This is a genomic window from Halobacillus alkaliphilus, from assembly GCF_900113125.1.
GTDB classification, from domain to species: Bacteria; Bacillota; Bacilli; order Bacillales; family Halobacillaceae; genus Halobacillus; species Halobacillus alkaliphilus.
Map to the genome: position 1 here is coordinate 1 of NZ_FOOG01000060.1, position 17,195 is coordinate 17,195.

At 42.3% G+C, this 17,195-nt stretch carries 19 protein-coding genes; 6 read left to right on the forward strand and 13 right to left on the reverse strand.

The features are described from left to right. Nucleotides 1-415: 415 nt before the first annotated feature. Nucleotides 416-592, forward strand: a complete 177-nt coding sequence (locus BMZ06_RS19015) for a hypothetical protein (RefSeq protein WP_245756048.1) — start codon at nt 416-418, stop codon at nt 590-592. Between the two features lie 54 nt (nt 593-646). Here the strand turns inward: BMZ06_RS19015 and BMZ06_RS19020 are convergent, their stop codons facing one another. After that, nucleotides 647-928, reverse strand: a complete 282-nt coding sequence (locus BMZ06_RS19020; RefSeq protein WP_089754597.1) for a metal-sensitive transcriptional regulator — start codon at nt 926-928, stop codon at nt 647-649. A gap of 131 nt (nt 929-1,059) precedes the next feature. Here BMZ06_RS19020 and BMZ06_RS19025 point away from each other — a divergent pair, with 131 nt between their 5' ends. Beyond that, complete coding sequence (locus BMZ06_RS19025) at nt 1,060-1,956, forward strand: PucR family transcriptional regulator (protein ID WP_089754599.1); 897 nt, start codon at nt 1,060-1,062, stop codon at nt 1,954-1,956. Between the two features lie 123 nt (nt 1,957-2,079). Then, nucleotides 2,080-3,177: an ABC transporter ATP-binding protein gene (locus BMZ06_RS19030; protein ID WP_089754601.1), complete on the forward strand. Its 1,098-nt coding sequence runs from the start codon at nt 2,080-2,082 to the stop codon at nt 3,175-3,177. A 48-nt stretch (nt 3,178-3,225) separates the two neighbouring features. Here the strand turns inward: BMZ06_RS19030 and BMZ06_RS19035 are convergent, their stop codons facing one another. The 3 genes from BMZ06_RS19035 to fumC form a co-directional block, all read right to left on the reverse strand. Then, on the reverse strand, nt 3,226-3,495 hold the full coding sequence (locus tag BMZ06_RS19035) for a hypothetical protein (RefSeq protein ID WP_139205862.1): 270 nt from the start codon (nt 3,493-3,495) through the stop codon (nt 3,226-3,228). A gap of 64 nt (nt 3,496-3,559) precedes the next feature. After that, nucleotides 3,560-3,778: an alpha/beta-type small acid-soluble spore protein gene (locus BMZ06_RS19040; RefSeq protein WP_089754606.1), complete on the reverse strand. Its 219-nt coding sequence runs from the start codon at nt 3,776-3,778 to the stop codon at nt 3,560-3,562. A gap of 125 nt (nt 3,779-3,903) precedes the next feature. Further along, the gene (fumC, locus tag BMZ06_RS19045) at nt 3,904-5,292 is read right to left on the reverse strand and encodes a class II fumarate hydratase (RefSeq protein WP_089754608.1); all 1,389 of its coding nucleotides are present in this window, start codon (nt 5,290-5,292) and stop codon (nt 3,904-3,906) included. 350 nt (nt 5,293-5,642) lie between these two features. On the opposite strand from fumC, the gene BMZ06_RS19050 reads away from it, so the two are divergent. Beyond that, nucleotides 5,643-6,554: a zinc dependent phospholipase C family protein gene (locus BMZ06_RS19050; protein ID WP_089754610.1), complete on the forward strand. Its 912-nt coding sequence runs from the start codon at nt 5,643-5,645 to the stop codon at nt 6,552-6,554. Between the two features lie 785 nt (nt 6,555-7,339). On the opposite strand, the gene BMZ06_RS19055 is transcribed toward BMZ06_RS19050, so the two are convergent. Further along, complete coding sequence (locus BMZ06_RS19055) at nt 7,340-8,635, reverse strand: MFS transporter (protein WP_089754612.1); 1,296 nt, start codon at nt 8,633-8,635, stop codon at nt 7,340-7,342. 103 nt (nt 8,636-8,738) lie between these two features. Between BMZ06_RS19055 and BMZ06_RS19060 the strand changes: the two genes are divergently transcribed. Then, nucleotides 8,739-9,359: an NAD(P)-dependent oxidoreductase gene (locus BMZ06_RS19060; protein ID WP_089754614.1), complete on the forward strand. Its 621-nt coding sequence runs from the start codon at nt 8,739-8,741 to the stop codon at nt 9,357-9,359. Nucleotides 9,360-9,402: 43 nt separating this feature from the next. Here BMZ06_RS19060 and BMZ06_RS19065 read toward each other — a convergent pair whose 3' ends face one another. From BMZ06_RS19065 to wrbA, 4 genes are all read right to left on the reverse strand, one after another. Further along, entirely contained in the window at nt 9,403-10,251 is an 849-nt protein-coding gene (locus BMZ06_RS19065; RefSeq protein ID WP_342709171.1) for a M15 family metallopeptidase, read from the reverse strand. A gap of 78 nt (nt 10,252-10,329) precedes the next feature. Further along, a complete protein-coding gene (locus tag BMZ06_RS19070) occupies nt 10,330-11,808 on the reverse strand; it encodes a methyl-accepting chemotaxis protein (RefSeq protein WP_089754618.1) in 1,479 nt (492 codons plus the stop codon). 154 nt (nt 11,809-11,962) lie between these two features. Beyond that, on the reverse strand, nt 11,963-12,205 hold the full coding sequence (locus BMZ06_RS19075) for an IDEAL domain-containing protein (RefSeq protein ID WP_014642435.1): 243 nt from the start codon (nt 12,203-12,205) through the stop codon (nt 11,963-11,965). Nucleotides 12,206-12,557: 352 nt separating this feature from the next. Continuing rightward, the gene (wrbA, locus tag BMZ06_RS19080) at nt 12,558-13,163 is read right to left on the reverse strand and encodes an NAD(P)H:quinone oxidoreductase (protein WP_089754620.1); all 606 of its coding nucleotides are present in this window, start codon (nt 13,161-13,163) and stop codon (nt 12,558-12,560) included. 333 nt (nt 13,164-13,496) lie between these two features. Between wrbA and BMZ06_RS19085 the strand changes: the two genes are divergently transcribed. Beyond that, entirely contained in the window at nt 13,497-14,369 is an 873-nt protein-coding gene (locus BMZ06_RS19085) for a cation diffusion facilitator family transporter (protein WP_089754622.1), read from the forward strand. A 47-nt stretch (nt 14,370-14,416) separates the two neighbouring features. On the opposite strand, the gene BMZ06_RS19090 is transcribed toward BMZ06_RS19085, so the two are convergent. The 4 genes from BMZ06_RS19090 to BMZ06_RS19105 all read right to left on the reverse strand — a co-directional run bounded on the left by BMZ06_RS19090 (nt 14,417) and on the right by BMZ06_RS19105 (nt 16,596). Beyond that, on the reverse strand, nt 14,417-14,953 hold the full coding sequence (locus BMZ06_RS19090) for a GNAT family N-acetyltransferase (RefSeq protein ID WP_089754624.1): 537 nt from the start codon (nt 14,951-14,953) through the stop codon (nt 14,417-14,419). Nucleotides 14,954-15,052: 99 nt separating this feature from the next. Further along, nucleotides 15,053-15,508 carry a hypothetical protein gene (locus BMZ06_RS19095; protein ID WP_089754626.1) on the reverse strand — a complete coding sequence of 152 codons (456 nt, stop codon included), beginning with the start codon at nt 15,506-15,508 and terminating at the stop codon, nt 15,053-15,055. A 60-nt stretch (nt 15,509-15,568) separates the two neighbouring features. Then, the gene (locus tag BMZ06_RS19100) at nt 15,569-15,862 is read right to left on the reverse strand and encodes an AzlD domain-containing protein (RefSeq protein ID WP_089754628.1); all 294 of its coding nucleotides are present in this window, start codon (nt 15,860-15,862) and stop codon (nt 15,569-15,571) included. Then, the gene (locus BMZ06_RS19105) at nt 15,859-16,596 is read right to left on the reverse strand and encodes an AzlC family ABC transporter permease (protein WP_089754630.1); all 738 of its coding nucleotides are present in this window, start codon (nt 16,594-16,596) and stop codon (nt 15,859-15,861) included. Before BMZ06_RS19105 ends, BMZ06_RS19100 begins: the two co-directional genes overlap by 4 nt. Nucleotides 16,597-17,195: the final 599 nt, after the last annotated feature.

Consider the following 17,195-nt stretch of genomic DNA (forward strand, 5'->3'; position numbering starts at 1 on the left):
AAAAGTCCTGTTATACAAGCATTTATGCTTAATTGAGAAGGAGTTCATTCTCTCATGTAGAAGGGTCCGTTTTGCTCCTGTAGCAGGGCTGGTGGGGAAATGGCGAGACTCCCATGGGAGAAGGGACTAGGTGAGATCCCGCAGGGAGTGAAACGAGCGAGGAAGCTCACCGTTCCCCCATAGGAAAGCGAGTTATTTCCCCACCAGCCCTCTTCCACTTAGAGTAGCGGACCCAATTTATCTCGAAACTGAGTCTTCAACTAACCGGCCCTATTCTTTAATAGGCTTCATATGAAAATATACCAAAATTGAACAAAACTTTGTTTTAATTATGAACAGTTTCTCTGATACGAACCTCGTTCGAATCTTCATGGTTTCATTGTTATCGGACAAACTAATCAGGGAGGTGAATAACGTGAAGAAAAAGGAAAGCAACCGAGTTCCTGAAGGAAAAGATAAGTATGAATTGGATGTCGATCGCATGATCAACGAAGGAATGGCCGGAGGAACTGTGAAACCCATATATGGGCATGAGCAACTTGGCGAAGTACACGAAATTCCTGAGCAGCCCAAAAGAGATCCCCAACGCTGACGATAGCAAAGATGAAAAAAAGCCGGTGATGCTACGCACATCTCCGGCTTTGTGTTATCGGCTTTTTACAATCATTTGTACAGCTTCATTAATTAAATCTTCTGCGGATTCGCCTTCTTCATGAGCTTCCCGGATGCAGCCTTCCAAGTTCCTTGCTACAATATATCCGATTGCACGATCCATAGCTGAACGGGCAGCTGACAGCTGAGTTATGACATCTTTACAATCTTTATCTTCATCCATCATTTTTAGAACGCCTCTGACTTGTCCTTCAATTCGTTTTAAACGGTTTTTTGTTTCCTGACCGTATAAATTACTATCTTTCACTTGTTCCATATAGGAACAACTCCCTTCTGTACCTATAAATAAAAACTATACCATATCCCCATCTGCAGGGTGCTGATTTTAAGTTTATTGTGCAATGTACTACTATAATAGTAAAGAATCTATAAAAAAGGAAGATATTCATGCCCATTATTGCCGAGCTTAAAACGATCTACCCTTCATTAATTATATCAGATCCTGAAGAAACCGACCATTCCGACGCCTATGCTTGGTATTTGACCCCTTCGATGGAAACTATCGGTATTCTGAAAGAGGAAACGGAGGCGCGAGATACCGAACTGCTTTCCGTTTTCCTCACTCCAGCACCCGTGGGTCTTCCGGCAGAAACGGAACGGGAAACGGCCTGGAATGACTTCTTAAAAGGGAGCCAGGATCAATTGCCGATCCAGTGGCCAATTCAATACCGGTTTGTGTTCTTCTCAATAGCGAACCTTCCTGAAGATAAAGAATCCTTTCAAGAAGCGTTCCAATCCCTTTTCCCAAGAAAAATGCCAATTATATGGGATACAAGCGGAGAAGGATTTATTATTGAAGAAATTCATGAAAAGAACCAGGAACCCTTATCCTTCCAGGGCATTGTCGATGTACTAATGAGTGATTTTTATACCAACATTCAGTTCTATATCAGCGAATTCTCTCAGGATATCCCTTCTTCCCCATCTATCTATAAGTGGGCGGCCTACTGTCATACGATTGCCTTAAAATACCGGATCGATTCAGCCGTTACTTATAAGGAAGTTATGCCTTATTTGTTTATCGAAGCGATTCCCGAGCATCAGTGGGAGCATATTCATCGGTCTATCTTTCAGGATATTAAGAAAGATAAAGATCTGCTGCAGACCATTAAAGTGTTTCTTCAATCCGGCTCCAACGCGACCCTGGCAGCTAAAACCCTTTACATGCACCGAAACAGCCTTCAATACCGGGTAGATAAATTTATTGAGAAAACCGGTATTGATGTGAAACAGTTTGAAGGCGCCATGATTACGTACCTCGCCCTGCTCACTCTGGATCAATAACAAAGTGCACAAAGATGAATGACGAATCTTTGTGCACTTTGTCCATTTACCCATTTTTCAGAATTCGCTACACTGTAAACAGTAAAGAAAGCGATTTCAAAAAATGAATTGGAGTGACTCAATATGGCAGAACTGAAACTCAATAATATCGAAAAAGTTTATGATAAGAATGTGAAAGCAGTTGAAGACTTTAATCTAGATATCAACGATAAAGAATTCGTCGTTTTCGTAGGACCATCCGGGTGCGGTAAATCTACAACGCTAAGAATGATTGCGGGACTTGAAGAAATAACCGGCGGCGACTTTATGATTGATGATAAACGTATGAACGACGTAGCACCTAAAGACCGTGACATCGCAATGGTTTTCCAGAACTACGCTCTTTATCCTCACATGAACGTTTATGACAACATGGCTTTCGGATTGAAGCTTCGTAAAATGGACAAAAAAGAAATTGAGCAGCGTGTAAACAATGCGGCCAACATTCTTGGTCTGGAAGCTTTACTTGATCGTAAACCGAAAGCGCTCTCAGGTGGTCAGCGTCAACGTGTCGCGCTCGGACGTGCCATTGTGCGTGACGCCAAAGTATTCCTGATGGACGAGCCGCTTTCCAACCTGGATGCTAAACTTCGTGTCCAAATGCGTGCTGAAATTCAAAAGCTTCACCAGCGTCTGCAAACCACAACGATCTATGTAACACACGACCAGACGGAAGCAATGACGATGGCCACTCGACTGGTAGTTATGAAAGACGGTCTCATTCAGCAAGTCGGTCGACCAAAAGACGTTTATGACAAACCTGAGAATGTTTTCGTAGGCGGATTTATAGGATCACCAGCCATGAACTTCCTGCAAGGTACATTAGAAGAAGGTCAAATTGATCTTGGCACCGTAAAGATTTCGATTCCAGAAGGAAAAATGAAAACCCTTCGTGAACAGAACTATATAGGTAAAGAATTGATCCTTGGGGTTCGCCCGGAAGATATGCACGATGAGCCTGTCTTCATTGATGCTAACCAGGACAAGAAGATAACAGCCCATATCGAAGTAGCTGAAATGATGGGGTCTGAATCTTACCTTTATTCTCGTCTTAATGATCAGGAATTTATCGCTCGTGTAGACTCCCGTACGGATATTAACGGCGGTGAAGACATCGAACTTGCGATTGATATGAACAAAGTTCACTTCTTCGATAAAGATTCTGAATTACGTATCCGCTAATAGCTATCATAAAAAAGAAGCGCAGCTTTTCACGCTGCGCTTCTTTTTTTATGAGCTTCGAACATCCTTAAGGCCGCACTGACCGCAGATAAACAGATGAATACATTCATCTGTTATAGAAGAATCTTCGTCTCCATCCACCAGATTCGTCCATTTCTGGTCGAGGTACGGGCTATAATCATCTAGAAAATCGGTAATTCTACCCTGATCCTCCATCGTTCCTTTGCACTTAGGGCACGGGTATCCTGTTTCACCCCATCCATTACAAATACCACACTCCCGCATATGCTGCACTTCTTTCCACAAGTTTCTATTCAATAAATATGAGTTTTCCCACAAAATAAAGAGGAAGGGCGCACCCTTCCTCCTTCGTCACACGTATTTATTTTTGTTGTTGTCCGTACTGCTGTCCACTGAACTGCTGTTCAGCCATTTGTACAAGACGCTTCGTGATTTCTCCACCTACAGAACCGTTAGCACGGGAAGTAGAATCAGCACCAAGCTGTACTCCGAATTCTTGAGCGATTTCGTATTTCATTTGATCTAGAGCTTGTTGAACACCAGGTACAACTAACTCATTTGAACTGTTGTTGTTAGCCATGTTGTCTCACCTCCTGTGTAAAAGTAGTATGAGCCGGTATTGTAATTTTTATGTCAAAAAAAACACTGGAAATTAATGGAGGGTTTTTACCAGACTCATTCCATGGCTAAACAACATTCAAATATCTATGCGTTAGGCTTTGTCATTGCTTTTGGATCTACATATTCATCAAACTGCTCAGCAGTTAAAATACCGGATTCTACCGCTGTTTCTTTTAATGTTTGATTTTTTTCAAAAGCAGTTTTAGCGATTTTGGCTGCATTTTCATATCCAATATGAGGGTTAAGAGCGGTTACGAGCATAAGAGAATCGCGTAGATTCTTTTCAATTTGCTCATGGTTCGGTTCAAGTCCGCGAACACAGCGCTCTTCAAATGAGACCATACTGTCCGCAAGAAGCTGGGCAGATTGAAGGAAGTTATAAGCAATCACTGGTTTAAATACGTTCAGTTCAAAGTTCCCCTGACTCGCCGCAAAACCAATGGTTGCATCATTTCCCATAATCTGTGCGGAAACCATGGTAACTGCTTCACTTTGAGTAGGATTAACTTTCCCTGGCATGATGGAGCTTCCCGGTTCATTAGCTGGAATTGTAATTTCGCCAATACCGCATCGAGGTCCACTCGCCAGCCAGCGAACATCATTAGCAATCTTCATAAGATCGGCAGCTAAAGCTTTTAAAGCTCCATGTGTGTGCACCAGTTCGTCATGAGAAGTCAGCGCGTGAAATTTATTAGGTGCTGAAATAAAACCTTTTCCTGTTACTTGATTAATTTTAGAGACAACTTGCTCAGAGAAATCTACATGGGCATTTAAACCTGTTCCCACCGCTGTACCGCCAATAGCAAGGTCTTTCACGTATTTAGTACTATCTTTAATCATATTTTCCGTCTTCTCTAACATTTGATGCCATCCGCTGATTTCCTGCCCCAGAGTAAGAGGCGTCGCGTCTTGCAAATGGGTACGTCCGATCTTTACAATCTCCTCAAACGCTTCCATTTTTTCTTTTAAGGTATCTTTTAGTTGAGTTAATGCGGGAAGAACCACATCCTCAAGCTTCTGAACAGCTCCAATATGCATAGCTGTCGGATAAGTATCGTTAGAGCTTTGTGATTTATTCACATCATCATTCGGATGCAAGCGCGTTTCGCTTTCCTGTTTCTTAAGCCATTCGTTTCCTACATAAGCAATAACTTCGTTTACGTTCATATTGGACTGTGTGCCGCTCCCTGTCTGCCAAACGACAAGAGGAAAATGCTCTTCAAGATCACCGGAAATAATTTGGTCCGCTGCGTATTCAATAGCATCTGCTTTTTCTTCTTCCAACAGCCCTAATTCAAAATTGGCTCGCGCAGCACTCTTCTTTAAGATTGCAAAACCTTCGATCACTTCTTTCGGCATTTTTTCCTCACCGATCGGAAAGTTCTGTTTACTTCGCTGGGTTTGTGCCCCCCAGTATTTTTCACTCGGTACTTGTATCTCGCCAATTGTATCTTTTTCAATACGGTAATCCATGATAAATCCTCCTTATTATGTTCATCCACTCCTCCATTATTGTATCAAGAATCTTTTGAACATTCATCTCAAGCTTAGATTTATAAAAACAATTTTCGATAAATTATTATCTGATTATTTACAATATTCTGCTTTTAGTGTATAGTAAATTTTAATAAAAGAAAGGAGGCAGAAACAATCGTACTTAATACCACACAAGGAAGGAGGTCCCCGGTAAAAAGCATTATTGTTTTTGCTCGATCTTTTCAAATGGTCCAGTTAGGTGGGAATAAAAAGAGTCTGTCTGTACAGGCTCTTTTTTAATGAATTCTATTCAGGATCCTTTATAATGAAGTATGGAGGTGAGAATCATGCCAAATATTTGGACACATATATTATTTATCGATCAATTATGTAACGAGCTGAACCGAAACGACCTTATCCAGACATCCGGCCAGTCTCTTCATTTCGGAGCACAGGGGCCAGATCCGTTCTTTTACCATAATTTCCTGCCTTTTTCTCAAGACGAGCATGTAGATGATGTGGGAATGAAATTACATACCGAGCAGTGCGGTCCGCTCTTAATAGACATGATTGAGCGAGGTGCCTTTCATAAAAATCATCTTCAGGCCTTCATTCTTGGATTTGTCAGCCATCATGTCCTCGATCGCCACACTCACCCTTATATCCATTACCACGCGGGCTATGAGTCCAATAAGCATCAGGAACTGGAAACCACCATTGACACCATTATGCTTGAGCGGTTCCGTTCTATAAAAACTTGGAAGAATCCAGTTCATAAAGAAATAAAAAGCACCTCGCTGCCTTCTATTGCCCAACTAATGGATTTGCTCCTGGACACGCATTTCCCAGGTTTATCGGAGGACTATCCTGATAACTTTATTCACCAATCCTACCGCCATATTCAGTTTGCACAGCGTGTGCTGTATGACCCCTGGAAATGGAAAAACAAATACTTCGGTTCCCTTGTATCTTCTTTTTCTCATCAACCGGTTAATGATGACAAGGATTATTTGAATGAACAAAAAAACCGCTGGTACCACCCAGCGACTAATGAGCCGCATACGTCTTCTTTCCTTGAACATTATGAAGAAGCGCTCGAAGAAGGAAAGCTTTTATTCCAGCTTATCTTATCTTATTGGGAAGCTCCGGATAAAAGCAGACTTATGGAGATTAAAGACATTATTGGTAACCGATCGTATGACACAGGTGCTCCTTTATCAGAAGGACTGGTCAACCGCTTCAGCAACCCCATCGTATAAAATTTTTGCAATACCTCCAAATTGACCTTTACAGATAAGCGCCCGATACTGGAAGACTTGATTTCGAGGTATTGGTTTATGAGGAAGGTCCTCCAGGGGACGATTTCGCTTTCCGTGGGAATGCGCGGAGCCTCCTCTGGCATTTTCATCCCACAGGAGTCTTCATCGTCCCCTTCCGGACCTTGCCGAATCAGGGACTCGAAACTTAAGATATCTTCTTCTTGATAAACCAAAAGAGCACGTGAATAGGAGGCTGTTTATCATGCTATAAAGATGTGGAATAGCCTGTCATAGAAGCATTTAAGACCATTTAAGAAAGAGAGCATTCACTCTTCTAGAAGGATCCGTTATTCTCCCGTGGCTGGGGTGGTGGGGAAATGGCGAGACTCCCATGGGAGAAGGAACTAGGTGAGATCCCGCAGGGAGTGAAACGAGCGAGGAAGCTCATGGTAAAAGGAGGATCGACTAAGATCGCCACGTCCTGTGGCAACGTCGATCGACCCTACGTCGTGTAGGGCCATAGGAAAGTGTTCAAATGTGGAATCACCCCGAAAGACACGAACAGCATAAGCCGAGCATCAAAAGGATGGCGGTTTTCCAATCCGTTGATGAACGGCTTATGGCTCGAGTGTCTGGGTGATGGAACAAGACGAGTTATTTCCCCATCACCCTTTCTCCACATATAGTAACGGATCCAACTTATCTCGAAACTGAGTCTTACACAATTCGGCTCGATTGTTGAATAACTTATATAGAATGAAAAAAGAGAGGAATGGGCACCTCTCTTACGTATGGATGATAGGCTCTTTATCTGGATCGGTATATTCTTGAGCTTCTTTCATGCCTTTCTCGATATCCACCTTATACAATAAAAGGATTCCCACAATAAAGAATACGATTAGCGATAAAATCCCTAACCGGCTGGAACCTGTAAGCTGGCCGACAAGGGCAAAGACGAAAGGTCCAAAAATAGCTGCGAATTTGGATGATATGCCGTAAAATCCAAAAAATTCGGCATGCCTGTCGCCAGGAACCATTCTCCCAAAGATCGAGCGGCTTAAAGACTGAGCTCCTCCCTGCACAAATCCTACACATACGGCAAGAATATAGAAGTGAAGGGCAGTCGTCATGAAATACCCAAGACCTACGATAGCAAGATAGATGAACAAAGCCAGCATCAAAGCACGCTTCGCCGTTATCTTCTTCGCAAGCCATCCAAAGAAAAATGCAAAAGGAATTCCCACAAATTGAGTAATCAAAAGGGCTGTGATAAGAGCTGTACTATCAATTCCTATATCTCTTCCATAAATCGTAGCCATCTTAATAATAGTAGAAATGCCATCATTGTATAACCAGAAAGCAAAAAGGAATAATAACAGCTGTTTGAAATGCTTCAATTCTTTAAAAGTTTTCCCTACTCGGTTAAAACCGATAGAAATATAAGAGGTTGTACGTTTCTCATAGACCTTTTTTTCTTCTACAATATTCTTAAATAAAGGGATGGAAAAAATCAGCCACCAGACCCCAACAGATACAAAAGCAAGCTGTGTACCAGCCAAACTGTCCGGCAGTCCAAACCACTCATATTTCATAATCATCATCAGGTTAACAGCGAGCAGCACTCCGCCGCCTATATACCCAAAGGCAAAACCATAGGCCGACACTTTATCAATCGTCTCTTCATCGGAAACTTCCGGAAGAAAAGCATCATAAAAAACATTCCCTCCAGAAAAACCGATGGTTCCTATGATCAGAAGCAGCGAAGCTAATAAATAATCCCCTTCCCCTACAAAGGCCAGCAGCACACTCGCAATCATTCCCATAAAAGCAAAGAACATTAAAAAGCGTTTCTTCGCCGCCGAATAGTCGCTAATGGCCCCAAGAATGGGAGCGAGAATGGCTACGATTAGAACAGCAATGGATTGGGAATACCCCCAGTAACTCGTCGCAAGCGATTGGTCAACCCCTTTGGCCGCTACATCATAATAAAAAACTGGAAGGACCGCAGCCATAACCGTTGTTGCGAAAGCAGAATTTCCAAAATCGTAAAGCATCCAGCTCAATACAGGTTTCTTTTTCAACGAGGTACCCCCTGCCATTTTGGTATTTAATTAAGCTTAGCAGACTATTCCGTCAAACAGATGGATTTCATTTAACTTTTACTATATTTTTTGAGGTGAGACTATGAGAATTGCTATTTTTGGTGCCACAGGCCGAGTCGGTCAAGAAGTGGTAAGATTAGCTTTAGCAGAAGGATACAAAATAAATGCCCTGGTCCGAGACGAATCTAAAGCAGAAGAGTTGATTCCCGGGGCTGATTTTATCCATGGGGATGCCATGAATCCCAAAGATATCAAGAAAACCTTGAGCGGCGCTGACCTGGTTTTCAGTGGCTTAAGTACGGACAAAACAGATACGCTGACCAAAGCAATCCCGGAAATCATCCAGGGAATGAATGAAGCACAGATCGATCGAATTGTTACGATTGGTACTGCCGGAATCTTAGACAGTCGATATGAACCCGGTAAGTACCGCTTCCAGACATCCGAATCTAAACGAAAGAAAACGTTCGCAGCAGAAGAACATGCCAAAGTATATGAACATTTTTTGAAAAGTAGTCTTAACTGGACCATTGTTTGTCCCACTTATTTGCCGGATGGAGATGCCGTAGGGGAAGTAAGGGCAGAGGCTGATCTTCTTCCCGAAGATGGAAAGAAAGTAACCGTCGGAGATACCGCTCTATTTGCTTTTCATGAATTACTACACAATCAATATGTTCATCAGCGCGTAGGTATTTGTTATTGATCCTTAACAAAATCCCCTTCCATGAGAAATGAAAGGGGATTTTTTATGATTCAGAAAGATATAACCCAAAGAATTCTTCAAGCGTTTCTTCTGCTTTATGAATTTCTGACGATACGTTTTTTCCTACATATCTTAAATGCCACGGTTCATAGGTATAGCCTGTAATCTCTTGTTTACCTTCAGGGTATCGTATAATAAAGCCGTATTCGTGAGCGTGTTCAGCAAGCCACTCGCCTTCCTTAGTATCCCGGAAGGATTCGTCGAGCTTAAAAGACATTTTTGCAGATGTAACATCCATCGCAAGACCTGTCTGGTGTTCACTAGTGCCGGGACGTGCGGAAAAAGTTTTAGCTTTCTCTTCCCCGTACTCCTCTATATACCCCTCAAAAAGGTTCTTTTGACGCTCATAAGAACGATAGCCAGAAGCGGCCACTAAGTCCTGTCCTGCTTGATCGGCAGCCTGGAATAGCTTTTCAAGCGCGTCTGCAGCTTCTTTACGCATTTGTTTTTTTGGAAGCTCTTCGTCAAAATAAAAAGGTACATTCGGAATCGTCAAATCAGGTGGAGTGTATCCTTCCGGCAGCTTTCGGTTCTTATTAACAACTACCTTTATACTCTCCGGATTCTCTACAATTGCCAGACCTTCCTCGCTGGTTTCATTCGATTCTTGTTGATTCTGAGAGGATTCCCCGCTTTCTTTTTCCTGTGAGGAATCTGTTCCTGGTTCTCCCGTTTCCGATTTAAAAGCCGGTTTTTCTTTGGAATCTATCTCTTTATCACTCGCAGGCGCTGGTTCTGCCTGGTCCTTCTCCTCACTTGATGTTTCGGTAAGCGAGCAAGCACTTAATAGTATGCTCAGAAGTGATATAGAAATGAATAATAATTGTTTCATCGACATTACCTACCTAAACCTTGATGATATTCCCACTATAACACTTTTGATGTTTACCGTGTACAATCTTTCCAATGATTAGGCGGTCTTTTCTTCCCCTAACTCATTGACTACTGTGTTGGTTTGAGTAATCGTAGATCCCAGCACACCCTGATCATCTGTATAATTTTCCACAGAAGCTTGCAGCTGTTGAATAGCTGCTGATGTCTGCTCGATCAGTGAAGCAAATTCATTGACCGATTCATCAATAACTTTCGTAGTCGATCTCACCGAGTTGGTCTGCTTTTGGAACTCTTCCATTTCATTATGGAAACTATGAAGATGACCTGAAATAAGCTGAAAGGCCGTTGCTGTTTTTTCCATGATGGTTAATCCCTCTTCGAAATGTACATTTCCCTTGTCCATATTCGATACGGTCGTATGAGCTTTATTTTTCATCTCTTCTAAATTATGTTCCATCTTACCGGTCGTCCGTCTTGTTGTTTCAGCAAGTTTTCGTATTTCTTCTGCAACTACCGAAAATCCCTTGCCTGCCTGACCGGCACGAGCGGCTTCGATTCTAGCATTTAATGCCAGTAAATTAGTCTGATCTGCAATATCCTGGATGTCAGAAACAAACGCAGCGTTTTGGCTTACTTTCTCTACAAGCTCGTTCATATCATCTTTCATAGCCTGGAAAGAATCTTTGAACTCTTTCATCGTCTCCATCAGTTTTCTTATATACTTTTCACTTTCAGCGGCTGATTGCGAAGAATGATTTGCTTGTTCTTGAAGAGATTGAAATGAACCATCCATATCTTCAACAATCAGTTTCGTATGTTCAGAGGCTTCTACGATGTCTTGAATGGAAGTTGCCTGGGACTGGGCCCCTTCTGAAACCTCCTGGAAAGATGCATTCATACTTTCCATCACTTCATGCTGCTTGACACTGGTGGAATCAATGAAGTTCATATTACTGCGAATTTTCTCTGCGATGTTTTGAACCTTTTTGGTTCTTAATTCACTCGCTTTAGACATAGACTCATTGTTTTTAAGGGATTCTTTCACATCCACTAACAGTTTCCGGGTCAGGCGTACTTGAATAAACAAAACGGTCAAAACAAGCAAAAAAAATACAATGGTTATTACAGCAGCACGGGTATCAAATCCTGCGAGCCCCCCTTTAAACAAAGTAAAATAAATCAGCATCGAGATTCCCAGTACCCCTCCTGAAGCCAAAACAGCTAGAGATAAAGAAATAGCCGCTACCCCCAATATGTAAAAACTATATAAAATATTGGTCAGATAATCCGAACTCGCCATGATCACAAACGCGACAGAAGCCTGCCCTATAATTGCCAAATAGGGAATCAGAAATTCATACCGTTGTGTGTAATGTAAGAAGCCTATCAACACAACAAAGAGTGAACCCCCTCCTCCGAATGCTGCCATAATCTCAATTGGCGCTCCTACCACCAGTTGAGCTCCCAGACCAACTAAAACGGAAAACAGCATAATTTTAAATAAAACTCCATTTTGTTTAACAAAAATAGATTGTTCTATGTTTTGACTATCCATAAGTTCTCCCCTTCCGTGTACGATGTCTATCGACTTATAACTTATGTACTATTATCATCGGTCCTAACCCTTATATATTAACATTTGCTGTAAAAAATCAGGTGGACTCCACAAAAAAAACCACTGCATTAGCAGTGGTTTGGTACCATTTATTTTATTCCCACGTATAAGGTGTATATTGTAAACTCAAACGTTCGAATTCTGCACGGTCGCCATTGTCAATCGCCTGATTAATTTCTTCATCTAAACGATCCTTATTAAATTCAAAACTCATTTGATCAAGGAACAACCGTGAAGCTAGTTGAATACCAAAGGACAATTCTCTTTTAGCCGTAATCTCTTTCCCTTTATAATCGGGGTCGCGACGAATAACATAGACCATTTTTTGCTTTCTCATGAGAATACCCCCTTCATGCTTTTTTTCATTATGCAGGATTTAAACTTATAACGCAATAAGTTTTCTGAATATTTAGTTATATCTTTCCCTGTTTAAATGATTGTTAAACCTATTGAGGCCTGTCATGAAGGGCTTTTGAATCTATTAAATTTTTTTAGATTTTTCAGAATTACTGAAATAAGTCAGAGGAAAAGGTATGAATAAAGCCCAAATTTTGGTTTTATTAAATTTGGACTTGGGTCAAGTAAATATTTTTTCACCCTGTTTCTCAAAAAACTGAGGAAACCTACAGCATGTATTCCAGATTCTTACTCTAAAAAAAGCCCTCTATTTAAAGAGGACTTTCGTAATTTTAGTTAACAAATTTGCTAGCTACATCAATTGTACGGCGAGTTTGGTGGCGTACAGCTTCTTCAACATCTTCTTTCATGTTTCCTTCTCCGTCTACGCTTACACTTGTTCCATAAGGGTTCCCGCCTGCACCAAAGATCGCATTGTCGCTGTATCCTGGCGCAGCAATAATCGCTCCCCAATGGAACATCGTGGTATAAAAGTTAAGAAGTGTAGCTTCCTGACCACCATGAGGGTTTTGAGCGGAGGTCATGGCACTGACAACTTTATTTACAAGTTTACCCTGGAACCAAAGACCTCCTGCCTGATCCATGTATTGTTTTAATTGTGCAGGTACATTTCCAAATCGTGTCGGCGCACTGAAAATAATAGCATCTGCCCAGTCTAAATCATCAATTTTTGCTTCTGTTACAGTATCTTTTGTTGCTAAATAATGCTCTTTCCAGGAAGGGTTCTGTTCAATAGCTTCCATAGGCGCTGTCTCTGGGACACGAACAAGCTTCACTTCCGCTCCTGCCTGTTTAGCTGCATCTTCAGCCCATTGAGCCATTTGATAGTTGGTACCTGTAGAACTGTAGTAAATCACCGCTAATTTTACATTTGCCATGAGTATCTCTCCTTTGATTAGTTGCTCATTACCTATTTTCTTATGGTTTCCAATCGAACCGCTTGGATTCATTAAAAATTATATACCCTGCTCAAATAAAACTCAAACTGAAGATTCTTTATTTCGAGATATTTTATATAGTATTTACACTTGGTTAACATAAGCTATAGGTTTCCTGTACATAGCGTAAGTAATTTCTTTTTTTGAATGAATGCAAACATTCTAGTCCTGACCAAGCAATCTGCATATGGAAAGCTTTTTTTCTCTAGACTCATCAAGAATGTATTTGGTAAGCTAAGTCAAGCTTCAAAGAAGACACGGGGGTTACAAGAGATGAGCGAATATCAAAATATAAAAAAGGGAGAAAAAGGAGCCTGGATCAGTATCATCGTCTATTTAGTTCTGGCTGCAGCTAAACTTACGATTGCCTCCATAGGTAATTCAGAAGCATTGAGAGCAGATGGACTGAATAATACGACAGACGTCATTGCTTCCGTCGCTGTGCTGATTGGTCTTAAGATTTCCCGAAAGCCTCCTGATCAGGACCATCATTACGGGCATTTCAGAGCCGAGACGATTGCTTCCCTTGTCGCGGCCTTTATTATGATGACCGTTGGGATTGAAGTTATTATCGGGACTATACAGGACATTATCAATCAAGAAGTCAGTGAGCCTCGATTACTTACAGCATGGACAGCACTGGCAGCCGCCGCTATTATGTATTTTGTATACCGATATAACCTTAAGCTGTCCAGAAAAATAGATAGTAACGCCCTATACGCAGCTGCACAGGATAATCGTTCTGATGCTTTAGTAAGTATAGGAGCTGCCATTGGTATATTTGGCTCTCAATTCGGAGCTTTTTGGCTCGATCCTTTAGCGGGACTGATCGTTGGGCTGATTATCTGCAAGACCGCCTGGGATATATTTAGAGACTCCACTCACAGTTTGACGGACGGATTTGATGAAGAAGAAATTGAAAGCATCCGCGATACCATTTCAAAACATCCAGATGTGTGGGCCGTTAAAGATGTAAAAGCCCGGCTGCAAGGTAATCAGACGCTTGTGGAAGCCACTATTCATGTAAATCCTCATATTACGATCGAACAAGGTCATACCATCACGGACGATGTAGAAAACACATTAGAAAAAGAACACCGTATTCTTTATGCCCACATTCACATCGAGCCTTTTGAAAAAGATTAATTTCTCAAATAAACAAAGCGGTCACGATATTTTCGTGACCGCTTTGTTTAATTAGCTGTATATTCCGCTAATTCGTCTATCGTTTTCCACCCATAAGCTGTTTCTTCATAGGTACCTTGCCCGATCGTTACTTTTTCGGCTTCTACCGGATGAGCACCCAATTTTATATAAAATTGGCTGGAAGGATTATGAGTTAATACCCACACAAGCAGTGATTTATAACCTGCTTCTTTCATTGCTCTTGCAAATGTCCGGATCAAAAGCGTTCCATAACCCTGCCCCTGGTACTCATCGAGAAGGTAAATAGCATATATTTCACCATCATAGCCGTAGTTTCTGGTACGTTCTTTTCCGCCAGACACAAAACCGACCACTTCCTGGTTATCATTTTCAATGACATAGGCAATCTGCCCATTTACAGGCTTCCTTAATATGGTCTGCCAAAGAGCAATTCGATTTTCAACCGTTATATTACTTACATCCCGTTCATCAAGGAGATCTTTGTATGTAGATTTCCAGCTGGCTACATGGATATTTGCTACCGTTTCTGCATCTTCTAAACGTGCTAATCTAAGCTCCGGCATAGGCTCGTCTTCCCTTCTACTTATTCTCTATCCTTAATAGTAACATAATTCTGTATATTCCATAAAAAGAAATGGCGCCAGGGAGTGGCACCATTTCTTTTAACATTGAAAATTTGAAATTAAACTGGTATCGAAGCCCGTGTAAACCCATTGACGTCTTCTCCGCTGCCAGCGGTAACCAGCGACTGAGGTTCTTCCAATGAACGTTGGGTAAAACCAGAAGGAACGGCCGTTCTCCAGTCTGATCCAAGTATATCGGTACAAACATCCATAAAGCGAGCCAGGATCAACTGCATACACGGAAGCCCCTTGCTGGGATGGAGGAGAAGAAGGAGGCGGCGCTAATTGTGGACCTCCCCCAAATGGCGGACCTTGTGGCGGCTGGCCAGGACCTCCTCCGAATGGCGAACCTTGCGGTGGCTGACCAGGGCCTCCTCCGAACGGCGGGCCTTGGGGTGCACCACCAAATGGGCCGCCTGGGCCGAATTGTCCTCCCTGTCCCTGCCCGGGAATTCCAAAGTTTTGTCCAAATGGGAATCCTTGCTGTCTATACATCACGATCAATCCCTTTCCGGAAGTATCCCTATACGATATGCACCGGATGGGCGGGCGTGATTATAATGTTAAAAGAAACACAGATGCTATGGCTCCAAGGACGACTAGAATAATATGGAGATCCAGCCAAGCTAAAAGCACTGCTGTTAAACCGGCAATTATCCCAATCTGAGGACCTTCCGGCTTTACGCTTAGAATACCGGGAAAAATCAAAGCTCCAAGAGCTGCATAAGGTATAGCATTTAACCAACGATCTACCCACTTTGGAAAAGATACAATGTCTACGATAAAGGCTGGCAGTACTCTGGGGATGGCAGTTACAAGAGCCATTCCAATAATCATCCAGATAATCATAAGTCTTCCTCCTCTTCTGGCAAGATCCAGATACCGCTGCATCCCCCGGCAACCGTACCAAGAACAATAGCCCACCCTTGACTGAAGCCGATCTGCTGGGCTAGATAATTAATAATCATGGCTAAAACTGCAACCACAGCAATTCGGTAATGTTTTTTCACAGAGGGTACTAACAGACCTATAAACATAGCATAAAGTGCGACCCCCATACTTTCACTTAATCGCTCAGGCATTACGTCTCCGAGAACACCGCCGAGATAGGAACCTCCGACCCAGGAAACATAGGCAGTGATGATCAGGGCAGAGAAAAAATAAGAACCATAATCTTCTTTAGCTTCTTTCCGATAAAGAGCAGATACGGTGAACGTTTCATCTGTAAGACCGAGAGTCATCGGAAGCTTCGCTCTGAGCGCGATCCTCTTCAATCGATTTACAAAAGAGAAGCTCATCACGAAATGTCTAAAATTCAATACAAATGTGGCTACTATAATTTCAAATGCTCCTGTACCGGCAGCCAGCATTCCGACCGCTAAAAATTGAGCAGCACCTGCAAAAACTAAGAGGCTCATGAGCGTCAGTTCCAAGTTACTCATACCAGATTGACTGGCAAGAACCCCATAGGTAAGAGCAATTGGCAAATAGCCGAGCATAATCGGCGAACCAGCTAGCATCCCCCTTCGAATCATATGTATGCGGCTCGATGCTCCAGCCTGTTTAACAGCTTGGGACTGCATTTACTTCCCTCCCTCTCTACTAAATTTCCACTATTATACACAATGAATTCAAGTTATTGAAAGACATAAATACTGGCTGTTGATTTTTTCTAAAAACCGTTATTCAACGATCGGGCCGGATAGTTAAAGACTCAGTTTCGAGATAAATTGGGTCCGTTACTCTATGTGGAAGAGGACTGGTGGGGAAATAACTCGCTTTCCTATGGCCCTACACGACGTAGGGTCGATCGACGTTGCCACAGGACGTGGTGATCTTAGTCGATCCTCCTTTTACCATCAGCTTCCTCGCTCGTTTCACTCCCTGCGGGATCTCACCTAATTCCTTCTCCCGCTCTTATACGTTCATAAGTTATAAGCGTAAATCAGGACATAAACGACGATGAGTGCTATCCAGCTCCAGCACCTAGCGGCTAGTGAGACTTCCCTCACTTCTGTACGATAAGTCAACATCGAATCGCTCCGCTCTTCGTGTTTCCTTTATCTCCGCCAGCTCAGTCCAGTCCATACGCCGCTGACCAAGGTGCTTCCGCTTTTAACCAGGGAGTCTCGCCATTTCCCCACCAGCCCAACTTTATTAGGAAGAACGGACCCTTCGGAAA